12 protein-coding genes are annotated in these 11,894 nt (G+C 71.6%); 4 read left to right on the top strand and 8 right to left on the bottom strand.

Annotated elements, in window-relative coordinates; all coding sequences use genetic code 11:
• The first annotated feature begins 392 nt into the window (after positions 1–392).
• The gene (locus AB0B39_RS32785; protein WP_357496256.1) at positions 393–1,487 is read left to right on the top strand and encodes an AI-2E family transporter; all 1,095 of its coding nucleotides are present in this window, start codon (positions 393–395) and stop codon (positions 1,485–1,487) included.
• Between the two features lie 3 nt (positions 1,488–1,490).
• Here AB0B39_RS32785 and AB0B39_RS32790 read toward each other — a convergent pair whose 3' ends face one another.
• From AB0B39_RS32790 to AB0B39_RS32820, 7 genes are all read right to left on the bottom strand, one after another.
• Complete coding sequence (locus tag AB0B39_RS32790; RefSeq protein WP_357496254.1) at positions 1,491–2,339, bottom strand: alpha/beta hydrolase; 849 nt, start codon at positions 2,337–2,339, stop codon at positions 1,491–1,493.
• Positions 2,340–2,358: 19 nt separating this feature from the next.
• Entirely contained in the window at positions 2,359–2,688 is a 330-nt protein-coding gene (locus AB0B39_RS32795) for a hypothetical protein (RefSeq protein WP_053658704.1), read from the bottom strand.
• A 38-nt stretch (positions 2,689–2,726) separates the two neighbouring features.
• Positions 2,727–3,782: a hypothetical protein gene (locus AB0B39_RS32800; protein WP_357576209.1), complete on the bottom strand. Its 1,056-nt coding sequence runs from the start codon at positions 3,780–3,782 to the stop codon at positions 2,727–2,729.
• Positions 3,779–4,273: a SigE family RNA polymerase sigma factor gene (locus AB0B39_RS32805; protein WP_357496039.1), complete on the bottom strand. Its 495-nt coding sequence runs from the start codon at positions 4,271–4,273 to the stop codon at positions 3,779–3,781. Before AB0B39_RS32805 ends, AB0B39_RS32800 begins: the two co-directional genes overlap by 4 nt.
• A gap of 40 nt (positions 4,274–4,313) precedes the next feature.
• Positions 4,314–6,104 (bottom strand): 3-hydroxybutyryl-CoA dehydrogenase, encoded by a 1,791-nt coding sequence (locus AB0B39_RS32810; RefSeq protein ID WP_357496037.1) that lies wholly within the window; start codon positions 6,102–6,104, stop codon positions 4,314–4,316.
• 125 nt (positions 6,105–6,229) lie between these two features.
• Complete coding sequence (locus AB0B39_RS32815) at positions 6,230–7,333, bottom strand: alpha/beta hydrolase (RefSeq protein ID WP_357576210.1); 1,104 nt, start codon at positions 7,331–7,333, stop codon at positions 6,230–6,232.
• A 133-nt stretch (positions 7,334–7,466) separates the two neighbouring features.
• Entirely contained in the window at positions 7,467–7,832 is a 366-nt protein-coding gene (locus tag AB0B39_RS32820) for an FHA domain-containing protein (RefSeq protein WP_357576211.1), read from the bottom strand.
• A 307-nt stretch (positions 7,833–8,139) separates the two neighbouring features.
• Here AB0B39_RS32820 and AB0B39_RS32825 point away from each other — a divergent pair, with 307 nt between their 5' ends.
• Both AB0B39_RS32825 and AB0B39_RS32830 read left to right on the top strand, forming a co-directional pair.
• On the top strand, positions 8,140–9,636 hold the full coding sequence (locus AB0B39_RS32825) for an aldehyde dehydrogenase family protein (RefSeq protein WP_357576212.1): 1,497 nt from the start codon (positions 8,140–8,142) through the stop codon (positions 9,634–9,636).
• 79 nt (positions 9,637–9,715) lie between these two features.
• Positions 9,716–10,375, top strand: a complete 660-nt coding sequence (locus AB0B39_RS32830; protein WP_357496030.1) for a class I SAM-dependent methyltransferase — start codon at positions 9,716–9,718, stop codon at positions 10,373–10,375.
• A gap of 4 nt (positions 10,376–10,379) precedes the next feature.
• Here AB0B39_RS32830 and nucS read toward each other — a convergent pair whose 3' ends face one another.
• Positions 10,380–11,039, bottom strand: a complete 660-nt coding sequence (gene nucS, locus AB0B39_RS32835; RefSeq protein WP_039908963.1) for an endonuclease NucS — start codon at positions 11,037–11,039, stop codon at positions 10,380–10,382.
• Positions 11,040–11,110: 71 nt separating this feature from the next.
• Between nucS and AB0B39_RS32840 the strand changes: the two genes are divergently transcribed.
• On the top strand, positions 11,111–11,728 hold the full coding sequence (locus AB0B39_RS32840; protein ID WP_234582037.1) for a DUF4126 domain-containing protein: 618 nt from the start codon (positions 11,111–11,113) through the stop codon (positions 11,726–11,728).
• Positions 11,729–11,894 lie beyond the last annotated feature (166 nt).

Genomic DNA, 11,894 nt, shown 5'->3' on the forward strand with positions numbered 1-11,894 from the left:
GATCTGCTCCCGCTCCAGCGGACTCAACCTCGACGCCATAACCACCCCAACGACGATCACGAAAGGGTGTTGCAACCACCGGTTGAGCCCGCCCAGCTAACGGAAACTGTCCAAGATCTGCGGGTGGACCGGGCGGTGCGGGGGCTGGCGGCGGATGACGGGCTCGTGGTGGACTGCGAGTGTGGGGTGGCTACGCTCCTGGCGTCCCACGGACTGACCCGGAGGTTCTGGTGCCGCAGCATGACCCGTCGGCCGACGACCCGGACGCCGCGCCCCCGCGAGCCGACGCCGCCGCACCCTCGCGAGCGGACGCCGCGACGACACCCACTGCGGCCGAGACGAGATTGACCGAGCCCGCAACGCCACCGGTCGGGACGCCGCCTCCCGTACCGGTGCCGGCACCGGGGATCGACCCGGAGGAGCCGCCGGCCGTGCCGTCGGGCAAGTTCGGCACGCCGGGTCGGCCACTGCGACGCAGCAGCTTCCTGATCGGCTTCACGGGCGCGCTGGGTGTGCTGCTGGCGTACACCCTCTATCTGGGGATCCGCAATGCCGGCGGCATCCTCGTGCTGGTGGTGATCGCGCTCTTTCTCGCGGTGGGCCTCAACCCGGCGGTGGTGCGGCTGCGCGCCTGGGGCGTGCCCCACGGCCTGGCGGTGACGGTCGTGGCGTTGACAGTGGTGCTGCTGCTCTGCGGGGGCGTGGTGGCGCTGGTCCCGCCGATCGTGACGCAGTCCGGTCAGTTCATCGACCAGATCCCGAGCCTGCTCGACGAGTTGCGCCGCAATCCGACGGTCAATGACCTGGTGGAGCGGTACGACGTGGTGGAGCGGGTGCAGGGCGCGGCCAACGCGGACACCATCGGCCGGGCGCTCGGCGGGGTGCTCGGCGGCGCCCAGCTGATCTTCGGCACGGTGTTCCGGACGTTGACCGTGCTGGTGCTGACCATCTACTTCCTGGCCTACTTCAACCGGCTGCGCTCGCTGGGCTACTCGTTGGTGCCCCGGTCGCGGCGGGAGCGGGTGCAGCTGATCGGCGACGAGATCCTGGCGAAGGTCGGCGCCTACATGGTCGGCGCGTTGAGCATCGCCGTGCTGGCCGGCGCGACCACCTTCGTCTTCGCGTTGATCGTCGATCTGCCGTACCCGTTCGCGCTGGCCGTGGTCGTCGCGGTGACCGACCTGATCCCGCAGATCGGCGCGACCCTGGGCGCGGTGATCGTGAGCCTTGTCGGTTTCGCCGCCGACCTGCCCACCGGCATCGCCTGCGCGGTCTTCTTCCTGATCTACCAGCAGGTCGAGAACTACCTCATCTACCCGAAGGTGATGCGGCGATCGGTGGAGGTCAACGAGGTGGCCGCCCTGCTGGCCGCGCTGCTCGGGGTGGCGCTGCTGGGCGTGGTGGGCGCGCTGATCGCCATCCCCACGGTGGCCGCGCTGCAACTGATCCTGCGCGAGGTGGTGCTCCCCCGTCAGGAGCGGAGTTGACTGTCAGTCGGCCGGCCCGGGGACGGGCGTGTCCGCGAAGGCGGCCACGGTCCGGTCGGCGTACGCGCTGACGTCGCCAGCCTCCATCGGGCCGTCCCAGGTCGTCGGCAGCGGCACCTCGACGGCGGGGTTGACCCGCTTGACGATCTCGTCGAGCACCGTCTCGGCGTCGCCGACCCAGAGGTGCTTCGCGCCGGGCACCCCGACCACCTCGGCCTGCGGCACCGCGGCGAACCGCTCCCGCGCCTCGGCCGGGCGCAGATAGTCGTCGAACTCCGGCACCAGCGCCACCAGCGGCCGACCCGAGTCGGCCCAGGTGGCCAGGTCCTCGGGAGCCGAGAAGCGCAGCGGCGGGGAGAGCAGGATCGCCCCGGCGACCGCCGGGTCGCAGCCGTACTTCAGGGCCAGGTCGGTGCCGAACGACCAGCCGACCAGCCAGATGTCGGGCAGCTCGGCGAACTCCGCGTACTCGATGGCGGCGGCCACGTCGTAGCGCTCGCCCACCGCGCCGTCGAAGGCCCCCTCGCTGGTGCCGCGCACACTGCTCGTGCCCCGGGTGTTGAACCGCAGCACGGCCAGGTCGGCCAGCGCGGGCAGCCGCCACGCCGCCTTGCGGAACACGTGGCTGTCCATCATCCCGCCGTGGGTGGGCAGCGGGTGCAGGCAGACGAGGGTGGCCACCGGGGGCCGGTCGGCCGGCAGGGCCAGTTCGCCGACCAACCGCAGACCGTCGGCGGTGTGCAGCTCGATGTCCTCCCGGCGGCCGGGCAGGATCGACGACGCGCGGATCGCTGTGCTCACCGCCCAAGTCTGTCGCGAACTCGCCGCCGCCGCCCGCCCAGGCACGAACAGGGTGATCCAGGTCGCTCGCTCAGTAGCGCGGCGTGCCCCGCCCGCGCTGCACCGCCGGGCCGCGCCGTTCCCGGGCACGCCAGCACCCGCTGTGCCAGTGCCGGCGGTCGGTCAGGTCACCCAGGCCGTCGGCGGGCCAGGCCACGAGGTGCGCCACCCCGGGTCGGATCTCCTGGTCACAGCCGGGGCAGCGGTACGTCTTGACCGACGCGCCGGCCCCGATGCCGCGTACCTGCCAGGCGCCGTCGGTCCACTGCTGCACCGAGGCGACACCCTGCCGGACGCGATCGGCGTCCAGGTTGGCGTTCTCGTCCCGACGAGGGCGGTTGCGACGGGGGCTCACAGTCACCAAGCGTACGGTCCGGCGGGCGGGAGGGCCCGGGGCGGTCACCAGGTCGTGGGCCGGTCCAGGTGCTCGGCCACCTGCGCCCCGCTCAGCACCGTGGTCGCGTCCGCCTCGGTGTACCCCTGCGCCGGCCAGCCGAAGTTGGCGGTCAGGTGGGCCTTGGGGAAGCCGAGCAGCTCAAGCTCCCCACTCCGATCGACATGCGCTATTTTGCCGTTTATTTCACGGTTTCCCGTGGTACGGCTTCCGGCGATGCCGACCGCGTACTGCAACTCGACCTGGATGCCCCCCGGGCTGCTCCCGGTGACCGTCAGCTGCACGCCGAACGCGGCCGGGAAGGGCGCCACCGTCACCTCGCACCTCGTCACCTTCGCCCCCGCCGGCAGCGTCGTGAGCCGCAGCGGCCCACCGCAGCGGTGCGCCTGGTCGAGCCGCAACGCGCTGGCCGCCTCGAACAGCTCCCGCTCGTCGTCGGCGATGGCGGTGGCCCGGGCGTACACCCCGGGGGCCGGTTGCCAGTGCCGCAACCAGACCGTGACGCCGTACGGCCCCGCGGCGTGCGACACCGACCCGTCGAAGACGCCCTCGGTGATCAGCTCCGGTACCAACGCCGGCAGCCCGGGGGCGCGCATGGGCAGTGCCTCGCGGGACGCGGCCAGCTCCAGGGTGACCGTGTGGCCGTCGACGTCGAGCCGTGCCATCTCCACACCGCTCTGCACGGACCAGGAGAGGTAGCGGAACCCGCCCGAGGCGAACCCGAAGTGCAGCAACTGCGGGTCGGCGCCGAGCAGATCCGGTCGGGCGGCCGCGCCCGGCACGTCGTCGACGCGCGGCGGCACCACGGCCACCACGGCATCCGCCGGCAGACCGGGACCCGGCGGCACGTCCGGGCCGGAGTCGACCAGGCCCACCGGGTCCGTCACCACGCCCAGACCCAGGATCGCCACCACGCCGAGCGCGAGACCGGCGGCGGTACGTCGACGGCGTACCCGGCCGCGTCCCCGCACCACGGCGGCGGCCAGCAGCCGGTCGGTGTCCACGCTGCCCTCGGCGCGCTCGCGCAGCGTCTGGTTGATCCGCTGGTCGAGGTCGGTCACGGTCGGCTCCCGTTCGTCGTCGGGACGCCGCAACGCTCCCGGAGGTTGGCGAGGGCCCGCATGGCGTGGGTGCGGACGGTGACCGGCGAGCAGTTCAGGATCTGGGCGATCGTGGCGTCGTCGAGGTCCTCGTAGTAGCGCAGCACCAGCACCGCCCGCTGACGGCCGGGCAGGGCGAGGATCAGCCGCCACATCTCGTCCCGGTCGGCCGCCTCGCCGCCGACGTCGCCACGGTGCGGTCGGTCGCCGACGGCGTCGATGACCACTTCCCGGTTCGAGCGGCGTCGCCACCAGGAGTTGTTGGCGTTGACGAGCATCCGGCGCACGTACACGTCGGGCCGGTCGGCGCGGGAGATCCGACGCCAGTGCACGTACGCCTGGGACAGCACCTCCTGGGTGAGGTCCTCGGCCCGGTGCTCGTCACCGGTGAGCAGTCGGGCCAGCCGGACCAGGGCCGGGCCGCGGCTGCCGACGTACTCCTCGAAGGTCACATCCTGTAGACGCGGCCGGGGCCCTCCGGCGTTGACCGGCTCAGCGGTGCGAGTGGTCGCGGAAGCCGCGGCGGGTCTTGCGGCCCAGGTAGCCGGCGGTGACCAGGTGCTCCAGCAGCGGCGCGGGCGCGAAGCCCGGCTCGCGCAGTTCCAGGTACAGCTCCCGCTGGATGGCCAGCGAGACGTCCAGCCCCACCACGTCGAGCAGCTCGAACGGGCCCATCGGGTAGCCGCAGCCCAGCTTCATGGCGTGGTCGATGTCGTCGGCGGTGGAGTAGCTGGCCTCCAGCATCTTCACCGCGTCGTTCAGGTACGGGAAGAGCAGCGCGTTGACGATGAACCCGGACCGGTCGCCGCAGACCACGCCGGTCTTGCCCAGCGCGGCGCAGACGGCCCGTGCGGTGGCGGTGGCCTCCGGGGAGGTGCGGATGGTCTGGACGACCTCGACCAGCGGCATGACCGGCGCCGGGTTGAAGAAGTGCAGGCCCACCACGTCGGCCGGCCGCTGGGTGGCCATCGCCACGTCGATCACCGGCAGGGACGAGGTGGTGGTGGCCAGCACCACGCCCGGCTTGCAGATCTCGTCGAGGCTGGCGAAGAGCGCCTTCTTCACGCTCAGCTCCTCGACGACCGCCTCGACCACCAGGTCGACGTCGGCGAGGTGGTCGAGCGTGGCCGACCAGCTGATCCGGCCGAGCGCGGCGTCCCGGTCGGTCTCGGTGAGCTTGCCGCGCACCACGCCCTTGTTCAGCGAGGTCTTCACCGCCTCGCAGACCGCCGCGGACTTCTCCGCGCCCCGGGTCACCGAGACGACCTCGTAGCCGGCCTTCGCGAACACCTCGATGATCCCGGTGGCCATGGTCCCGGAGCCCACGACGCCGACCTTCGTGATGGCCCGCGCGCCGTCGGCGAGCGCGGCGTCCGTCGCCGGCGGCGTCGCCTCGTCGGGTACGACGACCGGGGAGCCCGGCCGCTGGTAGGTGTAGAAACCCCGGCCGGACTTCCGGCCGAGCAGCCCCGCCGTCACCATCTGCTTGAGCAGCGGCACGGGGGCGTGCCGGCGGTCCCGCCCGCCGCGTCGGTACATCGTGTCCAGGATCTCGTACGCGGTGTCCAGGCCGATCAGGTCCATCAGCGCCAGCGGGCCCATCGGCAGGCCGCAGCCGAGCTTCATGGCCGCGTCGATGTCCTCCCGGGTCGCGTAGTGCGCCTCGAACATGCCGACGGCGTGGTTGAGGTAGCCGAAGAGCAGCGCATTGGCGATGAAACCGGCCCGGTCGTTGATGGTGACGTCGACCTTGCCCAGCCGGGCGCACAGCGCCTCGACGTCGGCGACCACCTCGGGTGCGGTGACGACGGTGCGGACCACCTCGACCAGCTTCATCACCGGTGCCGGGTTGAAGAAGTGGATGCCGATCACCTGGTTGGGCCGGGTGGTGGCGACCGAGATCTCGGTGACGCTCAACGACGAGGTGTTGGTGGCGAGGATGGTGTCCGGTCGGCAGACCCGGTCCAACTCCGCGAAGATCCGCTGCTTGAGGTCCAGGTGCTCGGGCACGGCCTCGATCACCAGGTCCACGGAGTGCAGGGCGTCCAGGCCCACCGCGAAGCGCACCCGCTCGTGCAGCGCGTCCCGGTCCGCCTCGGCGAGCTTGCCCTTGGCCACGGCGCGATCGGTGGAGCCGGTGAGGGTGGCCCGGCCGCGCTCCAGCGCCGCTTCGGAGATCTCGACCGCAAGCACGTCGATGCCGTTGCGGGCGAAGACCTCGACGATGCCGGCACCCATGGTGCCCAGCCCCACCACACCCACGGTGCTGAACTCGCGCGCCACGAACGGCCTCCCCAGACACTCCGCACGGCCACTGAACGGCCGCTAAGGTTATGCGCGCGAGTCTGCCACGTGACGCTCGGTTGTCGAGACGCCGTGGGATATTTCACCCACGGCGCCAGCGGCCCTCAGACGGCCGGCACGCCGGTCAGCGCCAACAGTTCCGCGACGAACTCCGCCGGGCGTTCCAGGTGCGGGCTGTGCCCGCAACCGGGCAACACCACCTCGCGGTACGCGCCGCCGGCCGCCGCGTACCGCTGGAGCACCGCTCGGGTCTGGCCGATCATCGGCTGCGGCGGGCAGGACTCCTCACCCGGCCAGCCGGGCACGACACCCAGCGAACCCAGGTACGCCAGGTCGAACAGCGACGTGTCCGAGACGATCACGTCGGCGTCCCCGCGTACCCAGGTGACCGGCGGTTTGGGTGCGACGGCCACCAGCTCGTCGGCGAGCCGGAACCAGGTCGGGGCGAGCGCGTTGAGCACGCCGCGCTCCCCCGGCGCGGTACCCGGCCAGTTCGCCGACGGCACCGCCGTACCGGGGTAGTTGTCGTCGCCGGTCGCCGTGGACAGGACGCTGTCCAGCAGCAGTTCCTCGTCGGTGCCCAGCACGGCCGGATCGGCCACGTAGGTGGCCCGCAGCACCGCGCGCGGGCTGGCCGGCGCGTCGGCGCCGCGATCACCGGCGGCGAGCCGCGCGACGAAGTCGGCGTTTGCCGTCCCGGCACCGGTGCCGGCGAAGTCGGGGGTGGTCGGCGTGCCGGTCAGGTCGCGGGTGCCACCGAAGCCGTACGGCGACACCGGCGCGGCCAGCAGCAGCGCGCCCACCCGGTGCGGATGGTCGACCAGCAACCGCATCGCCACTCCCCCGCCCAGGGAGTGCCCGACCACCACGGGCCGGCCGCTGCCGCCGGTGGCGGTGGCGGTGGCGGTGGCGCTGGCGCTGGCGCTGGCGAAGAGCGTCGGGTCGTCCAGCAGGGCGGCGATGTCGTCGGCGAAGTCCCGCAGGCCCCGCGTGGCGTCCACGGGAGCGGTCGCGGAGTCGCCGTACCCCCGTAGGTCGGGAGCGACGACCCGCAGCGTCGGTGGCAGCCGCCGGAGCAACGGCTCCCAGAACAGCGAGGACGAGCAGTTGCCGTGGATCAGCAGCACCGGAGTGCCGTCCGGCGGGCCGGCGACCCGTAGCGCCTGGGTGGTGCCGTTCGCCGTCACGACCCGCTGCTCGCTCTGCATCCGCGGCATGTTGCCACGCCGTTCTCCGCCGGTCCAGGTGCGGGACAGCCACCCTGCGGCAGCGCCGGAGTGTGGCGCACCACCAGTCGTGGCCCCGGCCGCCCACACACCGGCGGGCGGCCGTCGCCGTGGGTCAGCGGCGGGCGCTGGGCGGCGTGGCCAACGGCAGGGGCAGGGTCGGTCGGATGTCCCGCCGGGACACCCCGAAGCTGAGCCCGACCGGATCCGTGTGGGCGACCCCCGGGTCGAACAGGCGCAACTCGGTGCGGCCGAGCCGGATCACGTCGCCGTCGGCGAGTCGTTCCACCTCGGTGATCCGGCGGTCGTTGAGCCAGGTGCCGTTGGTCGAGCCCAGATCACGCAGCGACGCGCCCTCCGAGGCCAGCCACACCTCGGCGTGCCGGCGGCTCAGGTGCGGGTCGTTGATGACCACGTGGCCGGTCGGCGCCCGACCGATCACCTGCGGCTCGGCCCGAAGGCGAAAGCTCGCTCCGCGCATCGGCCCACCAGCGACCGTCAACAACGGCAGTAGTTCCGGATGTTCCTCCATGGACAGTCAGCCCTCCACCCCACACCGTTACTCCGCGCGTCAGCCTGCCATCAGACGGTAATCGTCAATACCGACCAGCCGGTCAGCTCCTCGTCACCTCCCGGCCACCCACCGTTCGACGGTTCGGGCGGCCGGCCTGCGGCACCCGACCCCTGACCTGCACTGATCAACGAGCGGACGACCCGGGGCGACTTCCGTCCCCTCGATCCGAATTCGTGCCCTACCGGTGAGTAATCTTCGGGTCTAGACTTCCGCCATGACGGCTGTGCATGCCCCCGGCACCCCTCTCATCGAGGCGGACGAGCTCGTCTCCACCAGTCCGGCCACCGGCGCCGAGGCGGGTCGCCTCCCGGTCGCCACCGACGCCGACGTACGCCAGGCCGTCGACGAGGCCCGCGCCGCCAGCGAGTGGTGGGCCGGCCTGGGCTTCAGCGGCCGCCGGCAACGGCTGCTGCGCTGGCGCGCACTGCTCGCCCAGCGGATCGAGCAGCTCGCCGAGCTGGTGCACGTCGAGGGCGGCAAGCCGGTCCCCGACGCCATCGTCGAGATCGTCACCGCGATCGAGCACGTCGACTGGGCGGCACGCAACGCCCAGCGGGTGCTCGGCCCCCGCCGGGTCCGGTCGCGGCTCATCCTCGCCGAGTTCTCCGGGCACCTGGAATACCAGCCGTTCGGCGTGGTCGGTGTGATCGGCCCATGGAACTATCCGGTCTTCACCCCGATCGGCTCCGCCGCGTACGCCCTGGCCGCCGGCAACGCCGTCGTGCTCAAGCCCAGCGAGTACACGCCCGCCGTCGGCCAGTGGCTGGTGGACACCTTCGCCGAGGTGGTGCCCGAGCAGCCGGTGTTCACCGCCGTGCACGGCCTCGGTGACGTGGGCGCGGCGCTGTGCCGCTCCGGCGTCGACAAGGTGGCCTTCACCGGCTCCACGGCGACCGCCCGCAAGGTGATGGCCGCCTGCGCCGAGACGCTGACCCCCGTGCTGATCGAGGGCGGCGGCAAGGACGCCATGATCGTCGACAGCGACGCCAACCTGGACGCCGCCGCCGAGGCGTGCGTCTGGGGCGCCATGACCAACGCCGGCCAGACCTGCATCGGTATCGAGCGGGTCTACGCCGTCGATGAGGTCTTCGACGCCTTCGTCGACAAGGTCGTCGCCCGCGCCGGCCGGCTGACCGTGGGCCCGGAGGGCACCGACATCGGCCCGATCACCATGCCTGGCCAGATCGAGGTGATCCGCCGGCACATCGACGCCGCGGTCAGCTCCGGCGGTCGCGCCGTGCTCGGCGGCCCGGATGCGGTGCGACCTCCGTACGTGCACCCGACCGTGCTGGTGGACGTTCCGGAGGAGTCGGCCGCCGTCCGCGAGGAGACCTTCGGCCCGACGCTGACCATCAGCCGGGTCCGCGACGCCGACGAGGCCGTCGCCCGCGCCAACGCCCTGTCGTACGGTCTCGGGGGTTCGGTCTTCGGCCGGCGGCGTGCGGTGGCCATCGCGCGGCGCCTGCGCTCGGGGATGGCTTCGATCAACTCCACCCTGACCTTCGCCGGGATGTCCACGCTGCCGTTCGGCGGGGTCGGTGACTCCGGCTTCGGGCGGATCCACGGCGAGGACGGCCTGCGCGAATTCGGCCGCGCCAAGGCCATCACCCGGCGTCGGGCACGATCGCTGCTGCCGTCGATGACCTTCGAACGCACCCCGACCGACGTGGCACGCCTCATCAAGGCCATCAAGGTGATGTACGGCAGATGAGTGTCGGATAACCGATCTCGACGCTGATCGGCGTATCCACATGTTTATTGGTTGTGCTCGCGGCGGTACATTGCGTTAAATGGGCCACAATCGATTGCGCCACCGCCTTGTCGACAGTGACCAGTCGTGGAGCGCCCGGCAGCGGCGTCGTCGTTCGGACTGGCTGGCGCGCACCTTCCCCGACATCGGCGACATGCACGTCGTCGACCTCGGCGGCCGGCTCGGCACCTGGCACCGCGCCACCGTCCGACCGGCCCGGGTCACAGTGGTCAACCTGGAACAGCCGCCCGCCGCGGTGCCGGAATGGGCCCACGTCGAACAGGCCGACGCCTGCGACCTGCCACCCCACGTCGCCAACGGCGCGTACGACCTGGTCTTCTCCAACTCGGTGCTGGAGCACGTCGGCGGGCACGAACGCCGGCTGCGGTTCGCCGCCGCGGCCCGGTCACTTGCCGATCGCCACTGGGTGCAGACGCCCTACCGCTATTTCCCCATCGAACCGCACTGGATCGCGCCGGGCATGCAGTTCCTGCCGATCCGACTGCGCACCGCGCTCGCCCGCCGCTGGCCCCTCGGGCACAAACCCACCCGCAGCCACGAAGCCGCGATTCACCAGGTGCTCTGGACCGAGCTGCTGGACCGCTCGCAGATGCGCCACTACTTTCCCGACTCGCGGATGCTCGTCGAGCGGGTGGCCGGCCTGCCGAAGTCGCTGATCGCCGTTCGAACCGGGGCGTGAACGGTCAGAAGAGGGTCAGCTCGTCCTTCTCGATGCCGCGCAGCCGGTCGTAGTTGACGACCACGCACCGGATGCCGCGGTCGGCGGCGAGCACCCGGGCCTGCGGCTTGATCTCCTGGGCGGCGAAGACGCCGGTGACCGGGCTGAGCAGCGGGTCACGGTTCATCAGTTCGAGGTAGCGGGTCAACTGCTCCACCCCGTCGATCTCGCCACGCCGCTTGATCTCGACGGCGACAGCACCGGAGTTGGCGTCCCGGCACAGCAGATCCACCGGGCCGATCGCCGTCATGTACTCACGGCGCACCAGCGTGTACCCCTCACCGAGCACACCCGGATTGGCCGCCAGCAACTCCTGGAGGTGCGCCTCGACGCCGTCCTTGCGCAGGCCGGGATCCACACCCAGCTCGTACGAGGTGTCCTGGAAGACCTCCTCCAGGGTGATCCGCAGCTCCTCGCCGGCCTTGTTGACCACCCGCCACACGCCGGGGGCCTCCTCCAGCCGACACGGCGGGCTCATCCAGTTCAGCGGCTTGTACGCACGATCGTCGGCATGGATGGACACCGACCCGTCCGCCTTCACCATCAACAGCCGGGTGGCCGGCGGCAGGTGAGCCGAGAGCCGTCCGACGTAGTCCACCGAGCACTTCGCAATGACCAACCGCACCCGACGAGGGTAGCCGAGCACCCGGCTGCCACCACCGAGCGGCACTGGCGCGTCGGTGCGATGCTGAGACGGTGTTCGAAGTCCTCACCGGCACCGGCCTCGCCGCCTCAGCGGGGCTGAACGCCTACATACCCCTGCTCATCCTCGGCCTACTCGGTCGTTACACCAACCTGATCGACCTGCCCAGCGGTTGGACGTGGCTCGGCAACGGCTGGGTCATCGTCATCCTGGCCGTCCTGCTCGCCGTCGAGATGGTGGCGGACAAGGTGCCGGTGGTCGACCACATCAACGACGTGGTGCAGACAGTCGTCCGACCCACCGCCGGCGGCCTCGCCTTCGGGGCCGGTTCGTCCTCGGAGACCGTGACCGTCAGCGACCCGGGGAGTTTCTTCACCTCCCACCAGTGGGTGCCGGTAGCCACCGGCGTCCTGCTCGCCTTCGGCGTGCACCTGCTCAAGTCCGCCGCGCGGCCAGTCGTGAACGCGACCACCGCCGGGTTCGGCGCACCGGTCGCCAGCACCGCCGAGGACGCGACAAGCGTGGTCGTCTCGCTGATCGCGATCATCCTGCCGGTGCTGGTGCTCGCCTTCCTGGTGGGCCTGGTCGTCTTCATCTACTGGTTCTTCCGTCGACGATCCGAACGCCGTCGCGAACGCGAGGCGGCCCGCGCCGCCGGCTTCCGCGTCTGACCGGGGGCCTTCCTCGCGGCGAGCACCGGCTTCGCGGCGCTGGCGTCTTCAGATCTTGGACAGTTTCCGTTAGCTGGGCGGGCTCAACCGGTGGTTGCAACACCGAGTAGCTGGGCCATTTTCTCACCGGGGGTGGCCCAGCCGAGGGTCATGCGGGGGCGGTCGT

The sequence above is a fragment of the Micromonospora sp. NPDC049114 genome (genome assembly GCF_040648635.1).
Taxonomy (GTDB): domain Bacteria; phylum Actinomycetota; class Actinomycetes; order Mycobacteriales; family Micromonosporaceae; genus Micromonospora.